This window comes from Rhizobium hidalgonense (genome assembly GCF_005862185.2).
GTDB lineage: Bacteria > Pseudomonadota > Alphaproteobacteria > Rhizobiales > Rhizobiaceae > Rhizobium > Rhizobium hidalgonense.
Genome location: NZ_CP054027.1, coordinates 2,989,520 through 3,012,432, shown reverse-complemented (window position 1 = coordinate 3,012,432; position 22,913 = coordinate 2,989,520). Strand labels below are relative to the sequence as shown.

At 62.2% G+C, this 22,913-nt stretch carries 19 protein-coding genes; 7 read left to right on the top strand and 12 right to left on the bottom strand.

All coding sequences use genetic code 11. The annotated features are described in order from the left end of the window. Positions 1-139: 139 nt before the first annotated feature. On the bottom strand, positions 140-1,246 hold the full coding sequence (locus FFM81_RS33140; protein WP_003569335.1) for a methyl-accepting chemotaxis protein: 1,107 nt from the start codon (positions 1,244-1,246) through the stop codon (positions 140-142). 340 nt (positions 1,247-1,586) lie between these two features. On the opposite strand from FFM81_RS33140, the gene FFM81_RS14540 reads away from it, so the two are divergent. After that, entirely contained in the window at positions 1,587-2,525 is a 939-nt protein-coding gene (locus FFM81_RS14540; RefSeq protein ID WP_138384785.1) for a DMT family transporter, read from the top strand. Positions 2,526-2,770: 245 nt separating this feature from the next. Continuing rightward, positions 2,771-3,643, top strand: coding sequence for a hypothetical protein (locus FFM81_RS14535; protein WP_025415730.1), 873 nt, complete (start codon positions 2,771-2,773; stop codon positions 3,641-3,643). On the opposite strand, the gene FFM81_RS14530 is transcribed toward FFM81_RS14535, so the two are convergent. The 6 genes from FFM81_RS14530 to FFM81_RS14505 all read right to left on the bottom strand — a co-directional run bounded on the left by FFM81_RS14530 (position 3,644) and on the right by FFM81_RS14505 (position 11,062). Next, positions 3,644-3,781 carry a hypothetical protein gene (locus FFM81_RS14530; RefSeq protein WP_003569329.1) on the bottom strand — a complete coding sequence of 46 codons (138 nt, stop codon included), beginning with the start codon at positions 3,779-3,781 and terminating at the stop codon, positions 3,644-3,646. It lies immediately after the preceding gene. A gap of 46 nt (positions 3,782-3,827) precedes the next feature. Further along, positions 3,828-4,019, bottom strand: a complete 192-nt coding sequence (locus FFM81_RS14525; RefSeq protein WP_003569328.1) for a hypothetical protein — start codon at positions 4,017-4,019, stop codon at positions 3,828-3,830. Positions 4,020-4,151: 132 nt separating this feature from the next. Next, on the bottom strand, positions 4,152-5,054 hold the full coding sequence (locus FFM81_RS14520; protein ID WP_097536463.1) for a uracil-DNA glycosylase: 903 nt from the start codon (positions 5,052-5,054) through the stop codon (positions 4,152-4,154). Between the two features lie 68 nt (positions 5,055-5,122). Further along, positions 5,123-6,415 carry an Hsp70 family protein gene (locus FFM81_RS14515; protein WP_128399874.1) on the bottom strand — a complete coding sequence of 431 codons (1,293 nt, stop codon included), beginning with the start codon at positions 6,413-6,415 and terminating at the stop codon, positions 5,123-5,125. A gap of 220 nt (positions 6,416-6,635) precedes the next feature. Then, positions 6,636-9,758: an efflux RND transporter permease subunit gene (locus tag FFM81_RS14510; protein ID WP_097536461.1), complete on the bottom strand. Its 3,123-nt coding sequence runs from the start codon at positions 9,756-9,758 to the stop codon at positions 6,636-6,638. After that, positions 9,755-11,062, bottom strand: coding sequence for an efflux RND transporter periplasmic adaptor subunit (locus FFM81_RS14505; RefSeq protein ID WP_097536459.1), 1,308 nt, complete (start codon positions 11,060-11,062; stop codon positions 9,755-9,757). Before FFM81_RS14505 ends, FFM81_RS14510 begins: the two co-directional genes overlap by 4 nt. 288 nt (positions 11,063-11,350) lie before the next feature. On the opposite strand from FFM81_RS14505, the gene FFM81_RS14500 reads away from it, so the two are divergent. Continuing rightward, positions 11,351-12,229 (top strand): aminoglycoside phosphotransferase family protein, encoded by an 879-nt coding sequence (locus FFM81_RS14500; protein ID WP_003569319.1) that lies wholly within the window; start codon positions 11,351-11,353, stop codon positions 12,227-12,229. 111 nt (positions 12,230-12,340) lie between these two features. Here the strand turns inward: FFM81_RS14500 and FFM81_RS14495 are convergent, their stop codons facing one another. Next, positions 12,341-13,129, bottom strand: coding sequence for an SDR family oxidoreductase (locus tag FFM81_RS14495; protein WP_138384786.1), 789 nt, complete (start codon positions 13,127-13,129; stop codon positions 12,341-12,343). 247 nt (positions 13,130-13,376) lie between these two features. On the opposite strand from FFM81_RS14495, the gene FFM81_RS14490 reads away from it, so the two are divergent. Both FFM81_RS14490 and FFM81_RS14485 read left to right on the top strand, forming a co-directional pair. After that, positions 13,377-15,041, top strand: a complete 1,665-nt coding sequence (locus FFM81_RS14490) for an electron transfer flavoprotein-ubiquinone oxidoreductase (RefSeq protein ID WP_138384787.1) — start codon at positions 13,377-13,379, stop codon at positions 15,039-15,041. 137 nt (positions 15,042-15,178) lie between these two features. Beyond that, positions 15,179-15,793 carry a L,D-transpeptidase gene (locus tag FFM81_RS14485; RefSeq protein WP_138384788.1) on the top strand — a complete coding sequence of 205 codons (615 nt, stop codon included), beginning with the start codon at positions 15,179-15,181 and terminating at the stop codon, positions 15,791-15,793. A 70-nt stretch (positions 15,794-15,863) separates the two neighbouring features. Here FFM81_RS14485 and FFM81_RS14480 read toward each other — a convergent pair whose 3' ends face one another. After that, positions 15,864-16,769: a DMT family transporter gene (locus FFM81_RS14480; protein WP_138384789.1), complete on the bottom strand. Its 906-nt coding sequence runs from the start codon at positions 16,767-16,769 to the stop codon at positions 15,864-15,866. Positions 16,770-16,866: 97 nt separating this feature from the next. Between FFM81_RS14480 and FFM81_RS14475 the strand changes: the two genes are divergently transcribed. Then, the gene (locus FFM81_RS14475; RefSeq protein ID WP_025415741.1) at positions 16,867-17,388 is read left to right on the top strand and encodes an Lrp/AsnC family transcriptional regulator; all 522 of its coding nucleotides are present in this window, start codon (positions 16,867-16,869) and stop codon (positions 17,386-17,388) included. A gap of 28 nt (positions 17,389-17,416) precedes the next feature. On the opposite strand, the gene mgtE is transcribed toward FFM81_RS14475, so the two are convergent. Next, entirely contained in the window at positions 17,417-18,790 is a 1,374-nt protein-coding gene (gene mgtE, locus FFM81_RS14470; RefSeq protein WP_138384790.1) for a magnesium transporter, read from the bottom strand. Positions 18,791-19,051: 261 nt separating this feature from the next. After that, positions 19,052-20,278, bottom strand: a complete 1,227-nt coding sequence (locus FFM81_RS14465) for an MFS transporter (RefSeq protein WP_097536449.1) — start codon at positions 20,276-20,278, stop codon at positions 19,052-19,054. A 302-nt stretch (positions 20,279-20,580) separates the two neighbouring features. Between FFM81_RS14465 and FFM81_RS14460 the strand changes: the two genes are divergently transcribed. After that, the gene (locus tag FFM81_RS14460; RefSeq protein WP_003569303.1) at positions 20,581-21,525 is read left to right on the top strand and encodes a diacylglycerol/lipid kinase family protein; all 945 of its coding nucleotides are present in this window, start codon (positions 20,581-20,583) and stop codon (positions 21,523-21,525) included. 17 nt (positions 21,526-21,542) lie between these two features. Here the strand turns inward: FFM81_RS14460 and FFM81_RS14455 are convergent, their stop codons facing one another. Next, complete coding sequence (locus FFM81_RS14455) at positions 21,543-22,895, bottom strand: glutamine synthetase family protein (RefSeq protein ID WP_138384791.1); 1,353 nt, start codon at positions 22,893-22,895, stop codon at positions 21,543-21,545. Between the last annotated feature and the right edge of the window lie 18 nt (positions 22,896-22,913).

The following is a 22,913-nucleotide window of genomic DNA, read 5'->3' as shown; positions in this document are numbered from 1 at the left end:
GCGCACTCTGCCATAAATTTGCCGGGCATGATTACATTAAAGTCTGAACTAAACTTAAAGCAAATTGCCCGCGAACACCAAGTTCGCGGGCAAAATATCCTGTTTGGCGCGGATGAGCGCCGCTGCCCGCCGGACAGCACTATTTCAGATTGAGCGCCGCTTTGATCGTCGCGTCATTTTCCGTCCGCTGGACGACGACGCCGTACCAGCCGAGCCCGTCGTAATCCTCGTAGCCGAGGGTGCGCGCGAAGGCGACGATCGAGCCGCTATTGTCGTAATAGCTGCCCTTGGCCCGGCCGGACGGGTTGGCGAGGGCGAAATGGGAAAACAGCAGGGCGGGATTGGTGGTGGCGATGACCCGGCTCTTGCCGTCGAGCAGCATGACCGTCGTTTTCTCCGCCAGTTGCGGCGGCAGGTTCGCCTCTTTCTCGACGATCGCCTGGCCCTGGTTCTGCCAGTCGAAATAGACGCCGAGCGTGCCGATCAGCCGTCCGTCGATCTTGCCGCCTTCGCGGATGCCTGTGGCATAGACGAGCGCATGCCTGTTGTCGTGGAGCGCGCTCGCCTTGACCTCGTCGACACTGTAGGCGTCACCGGAGGAGCACGCCGACGCCACGCGGAACCACGGATCGCCGGCAAGGCTTGTCCCCATGATCTTGCGCTGGAACTTGGGATTGGCCGACGCGATCACCTTGCCCGAAAGATCGGTCATGACGAGATCGAGATAGACCGTGTAGAAGCGATTGATGGCGCCGAGACGCTCCGCCGCATAGGCGATGGTTTCCCGATCCGGATTCTCAAGCGCCTGCCAGAGTGCCGGGTCGGTCGCCCACCAGCGCACATCGGCGGTCCGCTCGAAGAGGTTGCGGACAATAAGCTGCACCAGCGTCTGCGCCAGATCGGTGAGGCGAACGCCTTCCATCTCCTCGACCAGCGAATCCGCCATGGCGCGGCTGAGGCCGATGCGGCCGAGCACGTTGCTCTCGAACCTGCCGGTGATGTCGGTTGCGATCTGCGCCAGCCGCTGCACCTCATTGGCAACGACCGCAAAGCCCTTGCCGGTCTCGCCGGCGCGTGCCGCCTCGATCAGCGCATTGATGGCGAGCAGCTTGATCTGCTTGACGATATGGGTGTTGTCGGCGCTGAAGCGCTCGAGATCGGTGCTGATGCCGTCGGTGACGACGCGCATCGAGCGCGGGGTCGCATTCTGCGACTGGGCAATGGTTTCTGCGCTGAGCGGCTTCATCAAATGGTCCTGGAAGGGGCGGGCAATCGTCTGCTGACGAACGAAATTTCGGAATTAGTCATACAAAACGATGCGTGCCTATGGTTTTCAATTGGTTAACGCCGGGCGGTCCCAGGCGAACATTTTAGGGGAATTGGTTCGAAACAGGAAAAATTCGACGCTGGCGCAAGCACGCCGCATCCTCGGCCTGCGGTGGGAAGCAATTTCCCGATTTTTCCGCGCTGCTTGCGATTTTTTGCCACTCGGGATTTTCTTTCGCTACGATGGAGGACGTCATCCCTGCGTTCCCGAGTCGAACGCGTCTTCCCGTACCTGTAAGTCAGTATCAAGAGCCAGGATCATGCACGCGGTTCTCAAAAACCCGATGAGAGGCATTGCGCTGAAAGTCTCGTCGGTCGTGGTCTTCCTGGCCATGCAGACCTTCATCAAGCTGGCGGGCTCGGACATCCCGCCGGGTCAGGTCACTTTCTGCCGATCCTTCTTCGCGCTCTTCCCGATCATCGCCTATCTCGCCTATATCGGGCAGTTGCGCGCCGCTTTCTACACCGCCAATCCGGTCGGTCACCTCAAGCGCGGCACGATCGGCATTCTCTCGATGGCTTTCGGTTTCTACGGCCTCCTGCATCTGCCGCTGCCGGAGGCGATCGCTCTCGGCTATGCGCTGCCGCTCGTCGCCGTTATCTTCGCCGCCGTCTTTCTCGGTGAGACCGTGCGCATCTATCGCTGGAGCGCCGTCCTGGTCGGCATGGTCGGCGTCGCCATCGTCTCCTGGCCGAAGCTCACCCTGTTTCGCGACGGCGGCATGGAGGCAGAACAGGCCGTCGGCGCGCTCTGCGTGTTGTTCTCTGCCGTTCTCGGCGGCATGGCGATGATCCAGGTGCGCCGGCTCGTCGAGGAGGAGAAGACGGCGACGATCGTGCTCTATTTCTCGCTCACCGCTTCGGTCTTCTCGCTGGCCTCCCTGCCGTTCGGCTGGCTCGTCCTGCCATGGTTATCGGCACTCTATCTGATCGCGGCCGGTTTTTGCGGCGGCGTCGCGCAGATCCTGCTGACGGAAAGTTATCGTCATGCCGACGTCTCCACCATCGCGCCGTTCGAATATACCTCGATCCTGCTTGGCGGCATCGTCGCCTATTTCGTCTTCGGCGATGTGCCGAGCGTGACCATGCTGATCGGCACGCTCATCGTCGTCTCCGCCGGCATCTTCATCATCTACCGCGAACATCAGCTGGGTATCGAGCAGAGAGAGGCGCGAAAGGCCACGACGCCGCCAGCCTGACACCGGCAAGCTGATGACAGGAAAGGATTTAATAGAAGCATTGCCGCGGCTCGAATATTGCTCGCAGTGGGTGAAAAGAGGGGTGAATTCTTGGGATATCGCTGCTTCCCGGAATATGTTTGTTGAAGATGAGAGACTATCATTTTTCGAAGCTGTGCATGTCTGAATGGCCCTGATGCCGGAAGGGAGCGCTCGGTGTCGTTGCTTCCATCGTCGGCCGGCGAGGGGAGGTGGAGAGAAGCGCAATGGCATTCACGGCGGAGCAATTGGTGGGGAACTGCTCCTTTCTGCTGAGCATCCGCTTTTTGGCTGGGCAGATGCGCGGCATGTTCGATGCCGGCCCGCGCCTGGCGCGATTGCTGGCCTCGCATCAGCGCTGGCTTCTGACCCAGACTGCCTATGCCCTCAATCTGGAATATGACGCGCGCGACCCGACCTCGGGTTTTACCGCCGTTCGGCTGACCGGACGTATCACCGCGCATAAAGTGGCGAGCCGCAACACCGTGCTCGCCTTCATCGAAGAACTTTTTACCTACCGCTTCATTGTGCACACACCCGGCGACGAGCGGCGGCGGCCGCGGCATTTCGAGCCGGCCGATGTCAGCCATCAGGCGATGTTTGCCTGGATTCTCGGCAATCTCGGCGCACTCGATCTGCTTGATGGTGGTCAAAGGGCAGCGTTTTTCCAGGCGAACCCATTGTTGATGCGGCTGGTTCAGCCGCGGATTGCCCGCAATTGCCTGGAAGATGCCGCCTGGCGCGAGCCGCCGGAACAGGTGGCGTTGTTCCTCTGGACGGAAGCCGGCGGCCTCGTGGTCGACAACTTCATTGCCCGCATGGATATAGAAAACACCGATGCGGAGAGGTATTCCGTCGGCCGCGTCGACACCCGTGCGCTGGCGGCAGACTTCATGATGTCGCGCACCCATCTGCAGCGGCTTTTGGCAAAGGCGGCGCAGCGCGGCTCCGTCGGCTGGGATGACGAACCGCGCAAGACGCATTTTTGGATTTCGCGGGATTTCGTCGAGCAATATTGCGCCTGGCAGGCGGTCAAGTTCGCCTATGTCGACGAAGCCTTCGAATGGGCGAAAGCCCAGTTCGAGGAAATGACCGTATGATCAGAGAGCAATTGCCGCAACGCCGGCATCCGCCGGAGCGAGTCTTTCGCGCTCATACTCCCGCGCGGCGCAGATTGCGGAGCGGATATGCTCGAACGTGTCGACATTGCGCAGAAGCGATATCAGAATTGTAGTCATTTCATGGGTACTCTTGACGCGGAACAGCAGGCGAAGCGCCTGCCGCTCAATATTGCTGGAAGTCCGAGAAAATGGCGTCGGGGCGCGCCGTGCGGCCGTTGATGCCGGTGCCGCGGGCGGTCATCTGTTCGTTGGCGGCAAAGCCGAAACGGCTGTAGCCGTGGGTGGAACGAACCTGGTCGCCGGCGAGGCGAAGGGTTTCAAACCCGCTGTGGATAGGACGAAAATGCTTGTTCATGGCCTTGGTTCCTGTGGTTCCTCCCAAGACACCACCTTATATTGCGGTGCAGCATTGATTCCGCAATGCGTCACGACGGGATGCAGTCATGCGCAAAACGCATGGGTCGATTCATAAATTATTCAACTTTGGCTAATTTCTAAGCAAAGAGAGGGACTTAAGCTTCGCTTGAAAGGCGAGCAGGTCGTTCCAGGCCAGCCGCTTGTTGACGGGCGCGGTCAACAGATCCTGCGGATGCAGGCTGGCTATGGCAGGAATGACACAGTCAGCAGCGGCAATCTCCCGCCAACGGCCGCGCAGGCCGTGAATCGTGTCGTTTTCGCCGAAGAAGAAACGGGCGGCAAAATTGCCGAGCAGCAGGATCGCCTTCGGTTCGGCCAGCGCAATCTGCCGTTCGATGAAGGGCCGGCAGATGTCCATTTCCGCGGCCGAAGGCGGACGATTGCCGGGTGGCCGCCAGGGGATGACCTGCGTCAGCAGCACGCTCGAGCGCGTCAGCCCGATCGCCGCCAGCATCTTGTCGAACAGCTGCCCGGATTTCCCCGAGAAGGGCACACCTTCGCGATCGTCTTCGGCGCCCGGCGCCGAGCCGATCACCATGATACCGCTTTCGGCATCGCCGCTGGCAAAGATGGTCGAGCGGGCGCTGTGCTTGAGGTTGCAGCCGTTGAAGGCTTCGATCGCGGTTTTGAGTTCCGCCAGGGATCGCGCAGTTTCGGCGACGAAGCGCGCCTGCTGCACCGCCTCGCCATCCGGGATTGCTGGTTGCGGACCGGAAGCCGCGATCGCTGCCGGGACAGGGCGCGCCGCCGTAGTCGGGCGCGGCGGTGTCCGGCTTTCGCTGGACGCGGGACGTTCCCCGGCGGCGCCAGGTTGAGGCTGCGCTTGTGGCGCCGGGCGCCGGGCCTTCATCGCCTCGAATTCGGCGAAGCGGTCGACCGCCTCTTCCTCCAGCAGCCATTCCACGCCGGCATCCGCATGGAAATGCAGAAGCGCTGCAAGCTCGGCAGGGGAAAGGTCGTTGGCGGAAATCATGCGGCAAGTTTAACGGAGAGAAATGCGCATTGAAAGGGCAGGCCGCACATTGGCCGCCCTTGCAAGCTCTATTGCACAGTCCATTGCGCGATGTCGTCGCGTTCGCCGATCAGCGCCAGGCCGTGGGCGATCGACAGCAGTTCGCCGCCGCTCTCGATCTTGTTGCTGTCGAAGCGTTCGGTGAAAATGCGCCGCACCGCCGGCACGAAGGAGGTGCCGCCGGTCAAAAATACCTTGTCGATGCCGGATGCATCGGTGTTGGTCTTTTCCAGTACATCGTCCAGCGCCCCTTCGATACGGGCGAGGTCATCGACGATCCAGCCTTCGAAATCGCTGCGCTTGATCATGCGATGGCCGCCACGGCCGAGCGGGGCGAAATCGAACGGCGCCTCTTCGGCGGAGGAGAGCGCCATCTTCGTAGCAGAGACCGCCTGATAAAGCGGATAGCCTTCGTCGTGGTCGATCAGGTCGACGAAGATTTCCAGCTTCTCCGGTTCCAGCGCCGTGCGCACCAGCTTCTTGAGATCCTCGAATTCCCGCGAGGTCTTGAAGATCGACAGCTGGTTCCAGCGGCTGAAGCTCGCATAGTAGTTTGACGGCACCTCAAGGATCTTGTCGAAGCTCTTGAAATGGCTGCCCTTGCCGATCTGCGGCGCGACGATGTTGTCGATCATGCGCGCGTCGAAATGGTCGCCGGCCACACCGACACCCGAATGGCCGATCGGCGTTGCCGTCAGTTTGCCGGCCCGGGTCTCGAAGCGGATCAGCGAATAGTCCGTCGTACCGCCGCCGAAGTCGGCGACAAGCACGGTCGCATCGGACTTCAAATTCTGCGCGAAGTAGAAGGCGGCGGCAACCGGCTCGTAGACATAATGAATTTCCGGAAAGCCGAACCGCGTCAGCGCCTCATTATAGCGCTGCACCGCAAGCGCCGGGTCCGGACTGGCGCCGGCGAAATGCACCGGCCGGCCGGCGATGATGCGGTTGCTGCCATCGGGCCAGCTTTCGCCGGCGTAATGGCGAAGGCGCCGGATGAAGATTTCCATCAGGTCTTCGAAGCTCTGCCGCTTGCCGAAGATGATCGTGCCCTGGAAGAGCGCGCTTGCCGCAAAGGTCTTGATCGATTGCAGGAAACGGCAGTCGCCGGGATTGTCGATGAACTGGCGGATCGCCGCATGGCCCGCCTCTACCTTCAGCGCCGAAGCGCCGAGTTGCGCATCCTTCATGAAGGAAAGCGCCGTTCGCATGCTGTCGGCCGTACCTGCCGTGCTCGTGAATGCCATCGAACGCGTCGCCCCGCCATCCGCCGTGGCGAGAACCGTATTCGTCGTGCCGAAGTCCAAACCCAGCGCCTGAGCCATGCCCGCACCTCTTTCATGCCGATTGTTATTGGAGACGGAGCATGGCTCCGCGAAGGGCGTGCGAACGCCCGGATCAAGGAGGGCGGGTGATGCCACAGCGGCGTGACACATTCAAGAGGAGCGAAAGTTGATGTGATCGAGGCGCACTTCTTCTCCCGCTGGGATGAAGAAGTGCGCCGCAAGAAGGGCATTCAGCACTGCCGAACTCAGAGGGCCATCATCATTCGGCGGCCATTGCCCTTGCCTCCTGCACCTGCACCGGCTTCTCGACCTTCTTTCCACCGATCAGGCGGCCGAGGAAGTTTCCGAAGCGGTCCATCTCGACGAAGATGACGGGGGTGATGAAAAGCGTCAGCATCTGCGAGACGATGAGGCCGCCGACGACGGCGATGCCGAGCGGCTGGCGCAGTTCCGAGCTTGCGCCGGTGCCGAGCGCGATCGGCAGGGCGCCGAGCAGGGCGCAGAAGGTCGTCATCATGATCGGCCGGAAGCGTCGCACGCAGGCCTCGTGGATCGCGGCTGTCGCCTTTTCGCCGGTCGTGCGCATGGTCTCCACCGCCACGTCGATCATCATGATCGCGTTCTTCTTGACGATGCCGATCAGCATCAGCAGGCCGATCAGCGCGATGATCGACAGATCGAAGCCCATGATCTTCAATGCCAGCAGCGCGCCGAAGGCCGCGGCCGGCAGGCCGGAGAGAATGGTCAGCGGATGGATGAAGCTTTCATAGAGCACACCGAGCACGACATAGATGGTCAAAACGGCCGCCAGGATCAGATAGGGCGTATTGCCCTGCGACTGCTGGAAAATCTCCGCCGTACCGCCATATGAAGTGAAGACGTCGGCCGGCACGCTGATATCCTTCTTGATCTGTTCGACCGCCGCCGTCGCGTCGCTGAGCGAGACGCCGTCCGGCAGGTTGAAGGACACCGTGGTCGAGACCAGCTGACCGGTCTGATTGATGGTCACCGGGCCGGTGGTGCGCTGCACATGGGCGAAGTTCGACAGCGGCACCAAGCTGCCATTGGAGGAGGCGATACGGATTTCCGACAGCTTCTGGTCGTCCCAGGGCTTGCTGGTGTCGTATTCGACGATGACGTCATAGCTATCGCCCGTCGACTGGATTTCCGCGGCCGCATAGCCGCTGAAGGATTCCTGCAGCGTCGTGCGCAGCGTATCGTTGTCGATGCCGTAGGCCGCTGCCCGCTCGGTATCGATGACGATATTGGCCTGCAGGGCGTTGTTCTGGGCATCCGAGGTGACATCCGTGAACAGGCCTCGGTCACCACGCATCGCCGCCTGGATCTTGCCGGCCCAGAGGTTGGTCTGGTCGGCGCTGAGTGCCTGAACCACCAGCTGATACTGGCTGGCGGTCTGGCGGCCGCCGAAGCGCAGGCTCTGGTTCGGCGTCACGAAGGCCTGCAATCCGGGGATCCTGTTGATCGCCGTGCGCAATTCGCGCAGCGTCTGGTCAAGCGGCGGGCGCTCCTTCTTGTCCTTGAGTTCGACGAACATCGAGCCATTGTTCTGCGGTTTGTTCGGGTTGCCGCCGATCGTCGACATCACGTGGTTGACCGCCGGGTTCGCCTTGACGGCGGCTGCCGCCTGCTGTTGCAGCGCCTCCATGGCGGTATAGGAAATGTCCTGTCTCGCCTGGGTGCTGATCGTCAGCCGGCCGATGTCTTCCTGCGGGAAGAAACTCGTCGGCAGCGTCATGAAGAAATAGACCGTCAGCGCCACGGAAGCGAGGAAAACCCCGAGGATGGTGACGCGGTGGCGCAGGCACCAGCCGACCGCCCGGTCGTAGCCGTTGAGTGTCCGCTCGAAGCCGGCATCGAAGAGGCGGATGAGGAGCGGCGGACGGCTGTGGTTGTTGGAGAGGCGCGAGCCGAGCATCGGCGTTACGGTCAGCGAGACGATCGCCGACGAGATGATGGCAATGGCGACCACCATGCCGAATTCGTTGAACACGCGGCCGACGACGCCGCCCATCAACAGGATCGGGATGAAGACCGCGATCAGCGAGACCGACATGGAGATGATGGTGTAACTGACTTCGCCGGCCCCCTTGATCGCCGCCTCCCGCACCGGCATGCCTTCCTCGACATGGCGCAGGATATTTTCCAGCATCACGATCGCGTCGTCGACCACCAGCCCCACCGCGAGCGTCAGTCCCAAGAGCGAGATGTTGTCGATGCTGTAGCCGAGCACATACATCATGCCGAAGGTCGAGATCAGCGACAGCGGAACGGCAAGGCCCGGAATGATCGTTGCTGTGGCGTGGCCGGTGAAGAGGTAGATGACGAGAACGACGAGGCCGATCGTCAGGAACAGCGTGAACTTCACGTCGGCAATGGCGGCGCGAATCGGTTTCGCCGCGTCGTTCATGACGACCGTGTTGACCGAAGGCGGGATTTCGGCGTGAAGCTGCGGCAGCTTGGCGTTGATCGCATCGACGACATCGACCGTATTGGCGTCGGGCTGGCGCTGAATGGCGAGGATGATGCCGCGCTGGCCGTCATACCAGCTGCCGGTATATTGGTTCTCGACACTGTCCTGCACATCGGCGATGTCGCCGAGATGGATCGGCGCCCCGTTCGGATTGGCAATGACCAGCGAGCGGAATTGTTCGGCATTGGTGCGCTGCGTGTTCGCCGTGATGGTCATGCTCTGCGAACTGTTCTGCAGCGTTCCCACCGGCTGCTGGCTGTTGGCGGCAGAAAGCGCCTTGTTGACGGTATCGATGCCGATGCCGCGGGTGAGCAGCTTGTTGGGATCGACCTCGACGCGCACGGCATAGGTCTGCGCACCGTAAACGCTGACCTGGGCAACGCCGGGAAGAGTCGACAGCGACGGCGAGATGATGTCCTCGGCGATCTCATCAAGCTTGCTGCGCGGCATGGTGTTGCTCTGCACGGAGAGCAGCATGACCGGCGCATCGGCCGGGTTGGTCTTGCGGTAGCTCGGCGGCGTCGTCAGATTGTCGGGCAGCTGGCGGGTGGCATGCGAGATCGCCGCCTGCACGTCCGCTGCAGCGGCGTCGATATCACGGTTGAGGTCGAACTGCAGCACGATGCTGCTGCTGCCGAGCGAACTGGAGGCGCTGATTTCGCTGATCCCGGGAATGGTCTCGAACTGCTTGATCAGCGGTGTGGCAACCGAGGTCGCCATTGTCTGCGGCGAGGCGCCGCTCAACTGCGCCGAAACGTTGATAGTGGGAAAATCGACCTGGGGGAGTGCCGCAACCGGCACGAGCCGGTAACCGGCAAGGCCGGCCAGAATGACGCCGATGGCAAGCAGCGTCGTCGCGACGGGGCGCTGGATACAGAAATTCGGGATCATTGCTGAGCTCCCACGGCGATCGTCTCGGATTGCTGGGGTTGCCGAGGCTCATCGGCGGAGGCGACATCAAGCGCCTTTTCGTCGAACTGCTCTTTGATCGCTTGCTGGTCGCTGAGCTGGCCCTGGCCCTCGACGACCACATGGTCACCTTCTGAAAGACCCGACTCGATGGCGGTGAAGCCGCCATTGGCGCGGGCAACCGTGACTGGCGTCAGATGCGATTTGCCGTCCTTGGCGACGAAGGCGAAGAACCCTTCCGGGCCGGGGCTGACGGCGACCGTCGGCACCACCACCTGCTGTTCGTTACTGTTGAAATGCACCATGATGTTGACCGACTGGCCGGGCCAGAGGGCGCCGGAGGCATTCTCGAATTTCGCCTTGGCGAGGATCGTGCCCGAAGCGGTATCGACGGTGTTGTCGTAGAAGCTGATCTCGCCCTTGCGGACTTGCCCCTTGGTGGATGCGGGAACCGTGCTGACCTCGACCGGGCCGGCGGCGAGCGCGGTCTTCAATTGCCTGAGATAGCGTTCCTGCAGATGGAATTTCACATAGATCGGATCGTATTTGGCGATGGTGACGATCGCCGAGCCGGCATTGAGGAAAGCGCCCTTGCTGATGGCGATATCGCCGAGTCTTCCGTCGAAGGGTGCGCGGATATCGGTATTTTCGAGGATTATCTGATCCGAGGCGAGTGTCGCCTTATCGGCATCGACGGTGGCGGCGGCGGTATCGCGGGCGGCTCTCGCCTGATCGAGGCTCTGCTGGGTGCCGGCCTTCTGGTCGAAGAGGTCCTGCGCGCGCACCAGTGCGGTTTCGGATTCCGAAAGCGTCGCCGTGTCCCGCACGATCATCGCATTGTCCTTGTCGACGGCGGCCTTGGCTGTCCGGTCGTCGAGCTTGGCAATCAGATCGCCGGCTTTGACGGTCGCCCCATCCTGGCCACTGATGCTGACGATCAGGCCCTGTTCCTGCGCGGCGATGGTGGTGTTGTCGTCGGCATCGGCCCAGCCGGAAGCCGTCACATCCGTCGGTAGCGTCGTTTTCACGGCTGCCACGGTCTTCACGACTGTCGGGCCACCGCCGCCGCGTCGGCGCCCGCCGCCCTGGTGTTGCCCACCGTTCTGCGCTTGATCGGCCTGCGCCTGATCGCCCTGTGCCGGCCGCCCGTCATCGCCGCTGACCGGCTGCTTGATGAACTGCGAGAGGTAGGGCATGCGGGAGGCATAAGGAACAAGATTCCCGAATTGCCAGACGCCGACGGCGGCAACTGCGATAACGCTGACAGTGATCCAAAATTTCTTCATGGGCGAGACCGGGGGTTGAACGGGGTTTGCGATTTTTATGCTCTGATTGAGCCGCCTATATTGCGGCGCAAAAAAGACATAATTCCCGGGTCGCAATCACTAAGTGGTTATAATGGCTTAAATTTTTGTAATGAATATTCCGTAATATTCAAACTATACTAATATAGGCCAGTGTAACCCCGGTGCCGTTTGACGGCGGAGGGCGGGCGGCTCGCGACAAGACGAGATCGGTCCGCGTGCCGTTCGTCGCCCGGCGAAAAAACACGGAAAAAGAGAAGGCAGGTCGTCATGACCGAATTGAACGCAAGCGAATTTCGCTCTCTCATCATAAGCGTGTTTCCTGAACTCACGGCCTCCGTCTTCAAGCTGGCAGCGAAGGGCTGGGATTCGCTTGCCGTAGACGTCGACGACACGCTGATCTTCAAGTTCCCCCGCCATCCAGGCGCAGAAAGAGCGCTTGTGAAGGAAGCCGCCTTGCTCGACATCGTTCGGCCGTCGTTGTCGATGGCGGTTCCCGACATGCACATTCACGACGGGCCGCCGATCTTCTCCAGCCATGCCAAGCTCGACGGCGAGCATCTCATCACCGAAGATTACGATGCGCTGGGGCAGGGCGTTCGCCGGCACCTCGCCGATGACCTCGCACGGTTTTACGCCGAGTTGCACGATGTTGATGCCGATCGTCTGCGTCAAGCCGGGGTCGGAGCCATCCAGCCATGGCAATCGCCCGAGGCGGTGCGAACGAAGGCCTTGCCGCTGTTGCCGCCCGACATCAGGGGTTTTGCCGAGCCCGTCATCGCCGATTTCGAAGCCTTGCCGCCTGATCCCCACGGCACGGTCTTCGGCTTCTTCGACGGCCATGGCTGGAACATGGCCTTCGACCATGCGCAAGGGAGGCTCAACGGTATTTACGATTTCGCCGATTCAGGTTTTGGCCCGCTGCACCAGGAATTCATCTACTCGAATTTCATCTCGCCGGATCTGACCGCACGCATCGTATCGGCCTATGAGATGCTGACCGGACGCCGGCTCGACCGGCGGCGCATTGCGATCCTGACGGGCTTCCATCGTCTTTCCGAGCTCGCCGAACTCGCAGACGATCCGGCCCATGTCGGCTTGATGGTCCAAAATGTTGCGACATGGGCTGCCGCCGCCCATGTCGGCTAATGCATGTCGCCCGGAAGTGTGGAGCGGTTCCGGGATAACGACACGCATAAAACCAAGAGCTCAAGCGCGTCGCATGAAGCAAGTTTGCTGCGACGCGCTTTAAAGCAGCCGTCAGACGGATCGCGCCGCGCCGCCGTCGCAGCGGATCAGCGAGCCGGTGATGTAGCTTGCCGGCTGGCTGCACAGGAAGGCAGCCGTTGCGGCAAATTCCTCCACCCGGCCGTAGCGGCCGACCGGAATGCGCGCTTCCTTGTCGGTGCGGATCTCTTCGAGGCTCTTGCCGGTCCGCTTTGCCGCCGCGCCGTCGAGATCGTCGAGACGGCCCGTCAGGATGCTGCCCGGCAAGAGCAGGTTTGTGGTGATGCCGAAGCCCGCCACTTCGGAGGAAAGTGTCTTGCTCCAGCCGGCAAGGGCGGGGCGCAGCGTATTCGACAGCGCTAGATTGGCGATCGGTTCGATCACGCCTGAGGAGGCGACCGTCAGGATGCGGCCCCAGCCCTGTGCCTTCATGCCGGGCAGCAGCGCATTGGTCAGCGTGATCACGCGGGCGACCATGGAGAGGAAATAGCTCTCGAGCTTTTCACCCGTCATGTCCTCGGTCGTGCCGGGCGTCGGCCCGCCGGTATTGTTGACGAGGATATCGAGCCCGCCGAACTTTTCCTTCACCGCGCTCGTTACCGTCTCGACGAAGCGTTCGTCGCCGAGGTCGGCCCAGATCCAGTCGGCCCGGCCTTTGCCTTCGCTGTTGATCGCCTTGCAATTGGCCTCCAGCTGCTCGCCGCTGCGTCCGCAGAGCAGCACATTTGCGCCTTCGCGCGCCAGTGCTGCGGCGATGCCGAGGCCGAGCCCACGCGAGGAGGCGAGGATGAGCGCCCGTTTGCCTTCGATGCCGAGATCCATGATTGTCCTCCAATATCTGTGAGGGATGTATAAGGCGCAAGCGGCGGAAAAGGAAAGGGAGAGTGACCGGTTCGATGGTGCTCCCAAATTGACGTTAACGTAAACGTTATAAAATTTGAGCCCACAGGGCACATCATTGTGCGAATTGAAGATTGCTTGTCGTATCCCGGCTCGACAATGCTTTCTCGTTTTGACAAGAAAGTGCCCATGGGATGACGGCCGCACGCCGCCAAGCGGAGACGAGTGAATGACCGAGACGATTGAGTTGCCCGAACGCGAGAGCATGGAATTCGACGTGGTGATCGTGGGCGCAGGTCCGGCCGGTCTTTCTGCGGCGATCCGGCTGAAGCAGGTCAATCCCGAGCTTTCGGTCGTCGTGCTGGAAAAGGGTTCGGAAGTCGGCGCGCATATCCTCTCCGGTGCCGTCGTCGATCCGATTGGGATCGACCGGCTGCTGCCCGGCTGGCGCGAGGATGCCGACCACCCCTTCAAGACCGAGGTCAATGCCGACCACTTCCTGCTGCTTGGTCCGGCCGGTTCGATCCGCCTGCCGAATTTCATGATGCCGCCCTTGATGAACAATCACGGCAACTACATCGTCTCGCTCGGAAACGTCTGTCGCTGGCTGGCAACCAAGGCCGAGGAACTCGGCGTCGAGATCTATCCGGGTTTCGCCGCAACCGAAGTGCTCTACAATGACGACGGTGCGGTGATCGGCGTTGCCACCGGCGATATGGGCATCGAGAAGAATGGTGAACCCGGCCCGAACTATACCCGCGGCATGGAACTGCTCGGCAAATATACCCTGATCGGCGAGGGCGTGCGCGGCTCGCTCGCCAAGCAGCTGATCGCCAAGTTCGATCTGCAGAAGGATCGTGAACCGCAAAAGTTCGGCATCGGCATCAAGGAACTCTGGCAGGTCAAGCCCGAGAACCACAAGCCGGGCCTGGTGCAGCACTCCTTCGGCTGGCCGCTGGGAATGAAGACCGGTGGCGGTTCCTTCCTCTATCACCTCGAAGACAATCTGGTGGCTGTCGGCTTCGTCGTCCACCTCAACTACAAGAACCCCTACCTCTATCCCTTCGAGGAGTTCCAGCGCTTCAAGACCCATCCGGCGATCCGCGGAACCTTCGAGGGCGGCAAGCGGCTCTCCTATGGCGCGCGCGCCATCACCGAGGGCGGTTATCAGTCGGTGCCGAAGCTTTCCTTCCCCGGCGGGGCGCTGATCGGCTGTTCGGCCGGTCTGGTCAACGTGCCGCGCATCAAGGGCAGCCACAATGCGGTGCTGTCGGGCATGCTGGCGGCCGAGAAGATCGCCGCGGCGATGACAGCCGGCCGCAGCCATGACGAGGTCACCGAGATCGAAAACGAATGGCGCGCCACCGACATCGGCAAGGATCTGAAGCGGGTGAGGAACGTCAAGCCGCTGTGGTCGAAGTTCGGCACGGCGATCGGCGTGGCGCTCGGCGGTCTCGACATGTGGACCAATACGCTGCTCGGCTTCTCCTTCTTCGGCACGCTGAAGCATGGCAAGACCGATGCGCAAAGCCTGGAGCCGGCCTCCCAGCACAAGCCGATCGCCTATCCGAAGCCGGACGGCGTCTTGACCTTCGACCGTCTGTCCTCGGTGTTCCTGTCGAACACCAATCACGAGGAGGACCAGCCGGTGCATCTGCAGGTCAAGGACATGGCCCTACAGAAGCGGTCGGAGCACGACATCTATGCCGGCCCGTCGACACGTTACTGTCCGGCCGGGGTCTATGAATGGGTGGAGAAGGACGGCAAGGATACCTTCGTCATCAACGCCCAGAACTGCGTGCACTGCAAGACCTGCGACATCAAGGATCCCAACCAGAACATTAACTGGGTGCCGCCGCAGGGCGGCGAGGGGCCGGTCTATCCGAATATGTGAGGCGGATTATCCCCACCGCCGACAATTTTTACGTGCTGACGCCTTGTTGATCACTTGTTGCGGGCCGCCGTTAGTCGTTCGTTAACCATAATTTCCTTAGCTTGCGACATCATGTTGACGCACTAAGGACACATTTCATGACGATCTCCCGCCGGGGCTTCCTGATCGCTCTGCCGCTTTTTGTCGCCGGCTGCTCGTCGACTGGCCTGAACAGCCAGACGAATTATGCCGCACTTCCGGATGAAAAATTCCCGTTGAAGCAGGTGCCGATCGACAAGATCAAGCCGGAGCTCCGCCGACAGGAAGTAGCTTACGAAACCACACATGCAGCCGGCACGATCGTCGTCGATACGCCGGCACGCCGCGCCTACTATGTCCTCGGCGACGGCAGGGCGGTGCGCTATGGGGTGGGTGTCGGCCGCGAGGGGCTGGCCTTTGCCGGCAACGCCTATATCGGCCGCAAGGCCGAATGGCCGAGCTGGACGCCGACGGAAAACATGCAGCGCCGCGAGGAACGTTATCGCAAGCTCGCCGGCGGCATGCCGGGCGGCCCGAATAACCCGCTCGGCGCCCGCGCCATGTATCTCTATCGCGGCGACGGCGACACGCATTTCCGCATTCACGGCACCAACCAGCCGCAATCGATCGGTCTTGCCATGTCGAGCGGCTGTATCCGCATGATGAACCACGACGTGATCGACCTCTATAGCCGTGTCGAAGTCGGCGCCAGGGTTGTCGTCATCCAGGCCTGATCCTGGGCAGCAGACGTGCAAAAGCCGCCGCAGCAATCGCTGTCGGCGGCTTTTGCTTTTGGTGAGTGTTTCAACGGCGCCGCGCCGCAATCCCCGTCGACAGCGCCACGCCGATGCCGGTGATCACGGCGGCGCTGATTTCGGCAATACCGACCGGTTCGCCGAGCAGGAGCCCGCCGCCGACGGTCGCGAGAACAGGCGTCAGCGCGGTGAAGGCGGCGGCCTGTGTGCCGCCGAGGGTGCGGACGGCCGTGCCATAGGCGACCATCGCGACGAGGCCGGAAAGAATGCCCTGGCTCAGCACCTGCAGGCCGATTTCCGGAAGCGGGGCCTGCGGCAGCGAGATGCCGAAGACGAGAGCGAGCGCTGCCATGATCAGGAAAGACCAGACGGCAATCAACGCGCTGGCCTGAACGGCCGTCAGACCGGAGCGGCGGAAGGCATGCGTATAGCTTGCCCAGAGCACGGCACCCGCCGGCAGCATTACAAAGCTTGTCCAGGGCAAGGAGGCATCGGCAAGGCTGCGGGCGAGCAGGATCAGGACGCCGCCGACGATTGCCACCAGCCCGGCGATGCGCGTGGCATCCGGCCGCTCCCGAAACAGCAGAATGCCGATCAGTGCGGTGGCAAGCGGCATGGAGCCGCCGAGCAGGATGCCCGACGAGGCTGCCGGTGTGGAGTGGATGGCAAGTGTCGTCACCAGGAAGAAAATCGCGCCGCAGCCGGCGACCATGATCGCCAGCAGATGCAGCGGCAGACCCTTCGGCAGCAGGCCGATGCGGAGCCAGACCGGCGACAGCGCCACGGCCGGAATGCCGAAGCGGATGAGACCGATATCGATCGAGCCGAGCGACGTCGTCGCGCTGTGGCGGGTTGCCAGAAACCAGGAAGCCCAGATCAGCACGGTAATGGTGCCGGCGGCATAACCGAGGGTTTGCGAAGGCGATTTGTCGTTTGAAAATGCGATCGTGCTCATCGTCCTAATCCTTTCCTCCATCCGGATCCTGTCCGGTTGAAGAGAAGATTAGCTTGAGGTGCCGGGGCATGTCCTTGCTATCTCTAGCTCAAAAATCATGCTATGCGCAATCTTCTGCCAATCCATGCCAACAAGGATCGAGAAAATGCCAAATCTCGATAAATTCGATATTGCCATCCTGAAATGCCTGCAGGAGGATGCGCGGGCGACCAATGTCGAGATCGCCGAGAAGGTGAATTTGTCGCCGTCGCCCTGCCTGCGCCGCATCCGCAATCTCGAACGCTCCGGCATCATCCGCGGCTACACGGCCGATATCGACCGCAAGGAGGTCGGGCTCGGCCTGACCGTCTTCGTCGAATTCAAGGTCGCCCATCACAGCCGCGAGAATTCCGAGGCGCAGCACAAGGCGCTGCTCGAAATCCCCGAGATCGTCTCCTGCTTCCTGATCTCGGGCACCGCCGATTTTCTCGCCGAAGTGGTGGTGGAGGATCTCGCCGCCTATGATCGACTGCTGACCGAAACGCTGTTGACCTTGCCGAATGTCAGCGACATCCGCTCCAACTTCGCCATCCGCAGCATCAAGACGCATGGACCGCTGAAACTGCCCGAGGGAAGATAAATTCCCTCGGGTCTGCCGTTTGCGTGTTCTACAGCAGCGTCCCGCTGAGGATGAGCAGCGCCACCGAGAAGTAGATGACAAGCCCGGTGACGTCGACCAGCGTCGCGACGAAGGGGGCCGAGGCGCTGGCCGGATCGAGCCGGAGCTTCTGCAGCAGGAAGGGCAGCATCGAGCCGCAGATCGAGCCGAAGGTGACGATGCCGATCAAGGCGGCAAACACCGTGATGGCGACCATCTGCCAGTGCGGGCCGTAATCGTAGAGCCCGGCGGACTGCCAGAAGACGATGCGGATGAAGCCGACGAGGCCGAGGATCGCGCCGAGCACGATGCCGGTCGGAAGCTCGCGCAACAGCACCTTCCACCAGTCCGAAAGCTTCAGCTCGCCGAGCGCCAGCGCCCGGATGATCAGCGAGGTCGCCTGCGAACCGGAGTTGCCGCCCGAGCTCATGATCAGCGGGATGAACAGCGTCAGCACCACGGCCTTTTCCAGCTCGCCTTCGAAATGCTGCATGGCGCTTGCCGTCAGCATCTCGCCGAGGAACAGGGCTGCGAGCCAGCCGGCGCGCTTGCGGATCATGCCGGTAAAGCCGATCTTCATATAGGGCTGGCCGAGCGCCTCCATGCCGCCGAACCTCTGGGCCGCTTCCGTGGTGTCCGAGATCATCGTGTCGATGACGTCGTCGACCGTGACGATGCCGAGCACCTGCCCATGATCGTCGGTGACCGGCAAGGCGAGCAGGTCGTGTTTGCGGATCAGCCGGGCGACATCCTCCTGCTTCATCAGCGGATCGGCCGAAACCGGCGCGCCCTTCTGTGCCGCCGACAGAATGGAAGCGTCCGGCTCGCCGGTGATCAGGCGGCGCAGCGTCACCACATGCTGCAGCGCATGGCTGATCTCGTCGAGCACATAGATTGCGTAGACGGTCTCGCGCGAGCGCTCGACCTGGCGGACATGGTCGAGTGTCTGGGCAACCGTCCAGCTATCAGGCACGCTGACGAATTCCGTCGTCATGATGCCGCCGGCCGTGCGCGGCGGATAGCCCATCAGGTGCTGGATGGCGATGCGCACCGGCTCGTCGAGGCTGGAGAACAGCCGCGCGCGGGTCTCACCGTCGAGTTCGAGCAGCACGTCGGCGACACGGTCATTCGACATGCCGTGCAGCAGGCGGGCGGCATCGTCGGCACTGATCAGCGCCAGGATCTGCGCGGCGTTGCGAAGCTCCGGCCGGTCGAGAATATTGACGGCATAGTCGAGCGGCATGCCTGTCAGCACGCGGCCAGCATCCTGGACGGTGAGTGCGTTCAACGCATCGACGCGTTCGGCGATCGTTGCGCCGCGGCTGTTGTTGATGAAGGCACGGGCGGCATGGCCTGCCCGAAGAGGGAAGCGATTGATATTCATTTGAGGCTCGCCTTTCCGTCGATCCGCCGTAGCGTCCCGAACGGGCGAGCCGACAGGAGTCGGTCAGCGCACGAGGGCCGCGTACGGCAAAGGCAATCGACTGCGACTGTCGCTTGGCATCGTTAAGATGGCTCCGTTGAAATCCGCGGAAGGCAGGTGCCTTCCGCGTGAGATGGTAGGTGGTCCCGAACGCGAAAAAAGTCAAGCTGGGTAAATGCTTAACGCCAGAATGTCGCACCCCCGCATGGCAGATGAAGGGGCTCAGGCGGCCTGCGCGCTTCGGCTGCGGCGCTCCAGACGCACCGAGGCTGCAAAGACGAAGAGACCGAGGAAGGAGAGGGCCGCGCCGACATAACCGGTTGCCGCAAAACCATAACCCCAGGCGATGACGAGGCCGCCGAGCCAGGCGCCGATCGCATTGGCGATGTTGAAGGCGGAATGGTTGGAGGCGGCCGCCAGCGTCTGCGCATCGGCGGCGACATCCATCAACCGCGTCTGCAGCGCCGGACCGGCGGCAAAACCGCAGCCGACGAGGAAGACGGAGAGGCCGAGCATATAGGGATTGGCGGCGGTCAGCGAGAAGGTGGTGAGCACGACGATATTATAGACGAGCGAGCCGCCGATCGTGCCGAGCAGCGATTTGTCGGCAAGCCACGAACCGATGAAATTACCGGCATTCATGCCGACGCCGAAAAGCACCAGCATGATCGGAACAGCTGTTTCCGGCAGCATCGCCACCTCGGTTGTGGTCGAAGCGATATAGCTGAACATCGCAAACATGCCGCCGTAACCGACGGCGGCGATGCCGAGCGTCAGCCACACCTGCGGCCGGCGGAAGGCGCCGAGTTCGCGTGAGAAACTTGCCTCTTCGGAAACCCTGTCCTTCGGAACGTAGAACCAGATCAATGCCACCGTCAGCAGGCCGAGCACGCCGACGGAGAAAAATGCGATCTGCCAGTCGAGCGACTGGCCGAAGAATGTCGTCAAGGGCGTGCCGAGAAGGGTTGCGACCGTCAGGCCGAGCATGACGCGGCCGACGGCTCGCGCCCGGCGATGCACCGGCACCATCGAGGCGGCGACAAGCGCAGCGACGCCGAAATAGGCCCCATGCGGCAGGCCGCTGATGAAGCGCAGCAGCGCGAAACTTTCGAAGGTCGGCGCCATGGCGCTGAAGATGTTGCCGGCGGCAAAGATCAGCATCAGTGTCAGCAGCAGCGTCCGGCGCGCCATTTTCGCGGCGAGCACGGCGATGACAGGCGCGCCGATGACCACACCGAGCGCATAGGCGCTGATGACGTAGCCGGCCTGCGGCGTCGTCACCGAGAAGGTGGCGGCGACATTGGGCAGCAGACCCATGATCGCGAATTCGCCGGTGCCGATACCGAAGCCGCCACAGGCGAGCGCCAGCTGGACCAGCGCCACTGTCGTTGCCGAGGGCAGCCCTTCATCCTGGCTATCGATAGAATCGTTGACGGTGATCTCACTCATGAGAGCTCCTCGGGACGGTTTTCTGCTTGGCAATGGCCCCCGGCGCAAGCGAGGCCGCGAGGCGATCGTGGGTATCTGGCGGGAAGTGGAGACGATCTCTCCGATATGTGATCTATCCGTGATGTACCGGCAGGCGTCGAGTGCATTTTTCGCAGTGCAGCGTCCTGCTATGTGCATATATCAGTTGCAGTATTTGCATTTCGGATACTCTTCCGGAAAGGCGGATGCGCTTGAAATCGCCAATGCCGCAACCATCTGAGGTGCAAGGCAGGACCATTTCCGCGCCAGGGACGGGAGCCCTTATGAAGCTTGTAGGCTTTTTCAATCGCGACGGCGGCACCTTCAGGACCACCGATATGCTGGCCTACGAAAAGAGGGCGGAGGAAGCATTCCGCGAAGCGGGGCACGATTTCGACGCGATCGTCTTCTCCGGAAAGGAGATCATTCCCGCCATGGAGCGGGCGGCCAAGCGCGACGATATCGACGGGATCGTCGCCGGCGGCGGCGACGGCACGATTTCGGCCGCGGCATCGATCGCCTGGAAAAACGGCATTGCGCTCGGCGTCGTGCCCGCCGGTACGATGAACCTCTTTGCCCGCTCGCTGCGCGTGCCGCTCGATATCTGGCAGGCGCTCGATGTGCTTGCCTCCGGCGAGATCGACAATGTCGATATTGCCAGCGCCAACGGCCGCCCCTTCATCCACCAGTTTTCCGCCGGCCTGCATGCCCGCATGGTCCGTTACCGCAACGCCTACAGCTATCGTTCGCGGCTCGGCAAGATCCGGGCGAGCACAAAGGCGGCCTTGGGTGTCGTGTTCAATCCGCCGGAATTCGAGGTCGAGTTCGAGGCGGCCGGCATGCGCGAACGCCGCTGGGTGTCGGCAATCTCGGTTTCCAACAATCCGTTCGGCGAGAATGCGCTGCTTTACGCCGATAATCTGACAAGCGGCGAACTCGGTTTCTATGCGGCAAATCCACTGAAGCCGCTCGGCGTCGCCCGTCTCGCCATCGATATGCTGCGCGGCAAGGTGCGCGAGAATGCCGATGTCATGGTGATGCACCCGGCCGAAGTGCGTCTGCATTTCCCGAAGCTGCGTTCCAAGGCCAATTGTGTCATCGACGGCGAGTTGCTGCCGCTCGAACGCGATGTTTCGATTAGGCTGCATCCGGGCGAATTGAAGGTGCTTGTCAAGCAGGGTCTCGCCGCCCAGGTGGATGCGGATGAGCGCCGAGAACCGGCTGCCTAGGTTAGCCGCTGACAGTTTCAGAGCCGCGGCAGATAGGTGCGATAGTCGAAATCCGAGACGGTGCGCAGATGCGCGAGCGCTTCCTTGCGCTTGGTGTCGCCATAAAGCGCCTGATAGCGCGCGCCAAAGATATCGGCGATGAAGGGCGAGGCGCGGAAGGTCTCGACGGCGCTGAGGAAATCATGCGTCAGCTGTGTGGTGTTCGCCGGCGTGTGCGAGGGCGTCGTCTCCTCGCCGGGGTCGAGTTCATGGTCGAGACCGGTGAGCATGCCGCCGAGGATTGCCGCCAGCAGCAGATAGGGATTGGCGTCGGCGCCGGCGACACGATGCTCGATGCGGGCCGCCGGTCCATCCTTGTCGGGTATGCGGATCGCCGTGCCGCGATGGCCGCTGCCCCAGGTGAGGTCGACGGGCGCGAACGAGCCCGGCTGGAAACGGCGGTAGGAATTGGCGAAGGGGGCGAAGATCAGCTGCGCCTCGCGCATGCTATTGAGCAGCCCGGCAGCAACCGATTTGAGCCGCTTCGGCTCGCCGCCCTTGGCGTCGAGGATGTTGCGGCCTTGCCTGTCGATGACGCTCGCATGCACATGCAGGCCGGAGCCGGCGTGCTCGGAATAGGGCTTGGCCATGCAGGTCGATTTCAGCCCGTGGCGGCGCGCCGCCTGCTCGGCGATGCGCTTGAGGTAGAGGCAGTCGTCGGCGGCCGCCAGCGCATCGGGGCGGTGCAGCAGGTTGACCTCGAACTGGCCGGGACCGAACTCCGCCGTCGTCGCTTCCGCCGGCAGCCCCTGCGCCTTCGCATAGGCCCTCAACGTCCCGAGATAGTCGTCGAGCGCGTCGACGGCGCTCATGTCGTAAAGCTGGAAACCGTTCGGTTCGCCGCGATAGGTAAGGCTTTCGGGCGGGGAGGGGCGTCCGGTCTCGCGCCAGTCTCCCGACATCACGTAGAATTCCAGCTCGGTTGCCACCACAGGCGTCAGGCCGCGCGAGGCATAACGTTCCAGTGTCGAGGCGAGGATGGCGCGCGGGTCCATGAAGCTCGGGCTGCCGTCAAATTCGTGCATACTGGCGAGCACCTGCATCGAGCCCTCCGGCGCCCAGGGCATCGGCGCAAGGCTGCGCCGGTCTGCAACGACCCTGCCATCGGGATCGCCGATCGTCAGCGACAGGCCGGTAATGTCGTCATTGTCGTCGCCCCAGATGTCGAGTGATTGCGTCGAGGTCGGCAGGCGGATTTCGCCGGCCCAGACCTTGTCTGCGGCGCCTGATGGAAGCTGCTTGCCGCGCAGATCGCCGTTCATGCCGACGATCAGGATCTCGAAACGCGGGTCGCCGCCCTCGGCCTTGCCGCCCGTCCTATCGCTCGCCATGACCTTGAAAATCCTCCG

Excerpts from the sequence above, each read along its gene's own strand:
- FFM81_RS14475 (WP_025415741.1), top strand. The coding sequence starts at position 16,867 with ATGCTATGCGCAATCTTCTGCCAATCCATGCCAACAAGGATCGAGAAA.
- FFM81_RS14525 (WP_003569328.1), bottom strand. The coding sequence starts at position 4,019 with ATGAACAAGCATTTTCGTCCTATCCACAGCGGGTTTGAAACCCTTCGC.
- FFM81_RS14495 (WP_138384786.1), bottom strand. The coding sequence starts at position 13,129 with ATGGATCTCGGCATCGAAGGCAAACGGGCGCTCATCCTCGCCTCCTCG.
- FFM81_RS14490 (WP_138384787.1), top strand. The coding sequence starts at position 13,377 with ATGACCGAGACGATTGAGTTGCCCGAACGCGAGAGCATGGAATTCGAC.
- FFM81_RS14485 (WP_138384788.1), top strand. The coding sequence starts at position 15,179 with ATGACGATCTCCCGCCGGGGCTTCCTGATCGCTCTGCCGCTTTTTGTC.
- FFM81_RS14520 (WP_097536463.1), bottom strand. The coding sequence starts at position 5,054 with ATGATTTCCGCCAACGACCTTTCCCCTGCCGAGCTTGCAGCGCTTCTG.
- FFM81_RS14510 (WP_097536461.1), bottom strand. The coding sequence starts at position 9,758 with ATGATCCCGAATTTCTGTATCCAGCGCCCCGTCGCGACGACGCTGCTT.
- FFM81_RS14505 (WP_097536459.1), bottom strand. The coding sequence starts at position 11,062 with ATGAAGAAATTTTGGATCACTGTCAGCGTTATCGCAGTTGCCGCCGTC.
- FFM81_RS14460 (WP_003569303.1), top strand. The coding sequence starts at position 20,581 with ATGAAGCTTGTAGGCTTTTTCAATCGCGACGGCGGCACCTTCAGGACC.
- FFM81_RS14500 (WP_003569319.1), top strand. The coding sequence starts at position 11,351 with ATGACCGAATTGAACGCAAGCGAATTTCGCTCTCTCATCATAAGCGTG.
- mgtE (WP_138384790.1), bottom strand. The coding sequence starts at position 18,790 with ATGAATATCAATCGCTTCCCTCTTCGGGCAGGCCATGCCGCCCGTGCC.
- FFM81_RS14455 (WP_138384791.1), bottom strand. The coding sequence starts at position 22,895 with ATGGCGAGCGATAGGACGGGCGGCAAGGCCGAGGGCGGCGACCCGCGT.
- FFM81_RS14530 (WP_003569329.1), bottom strand. The coding sequence starts at position 3,781 with ATGACTACAATTCTGATATCGCTTCTGCGCAATGTCGACACGTTCGAG.
- FFM81_RS14535 (WP_025415730.1), top strand. The coding sequence starts at position 2,771 with ATGGCATTCACGGCGGAGCAATTGGTGGGGAACTGCTCCTTTCTGCTG.
- FFM81_RS14540 (WP_138384785.1), top strand. The coding sequence starts at position 1,587 with ATGCACGCGGTTCTCAAAAACCCGATGAGAGGCATTGCGCTGAAAGTC.
- FFM81_RS14465 (WP_097536449.1), bottom strand. The coding sequence starts at position 20,278 with ATGAGTGAGATCACCGTCAACGATTCTATCGATAGCCAGGATGAAGGG.
- FFM81_RS14515 (WP_128399874.1), bottom strand. The coding sequence starts at position 6,415 with ATGGCTCAGGCGCTGGGTTTGGACTTCGGCACGACGAATACGGTTCTC.
- FFM81_RS14480 (WP_138384789.1), bottom strand. The coding sequence starts at position 16,769 with ATGAGCACGATCGCATTTTCAAACGACAAATCGCCTTCGCAAACCCTC.
- FFM81_RS33140 (WP_003569335.1), bottom strand. The coding sequence starts at position 1,246 with ATGAAGCCGCTCAGCGCAGAAACCATTGCCCAGTCGCAGAATGCGACC.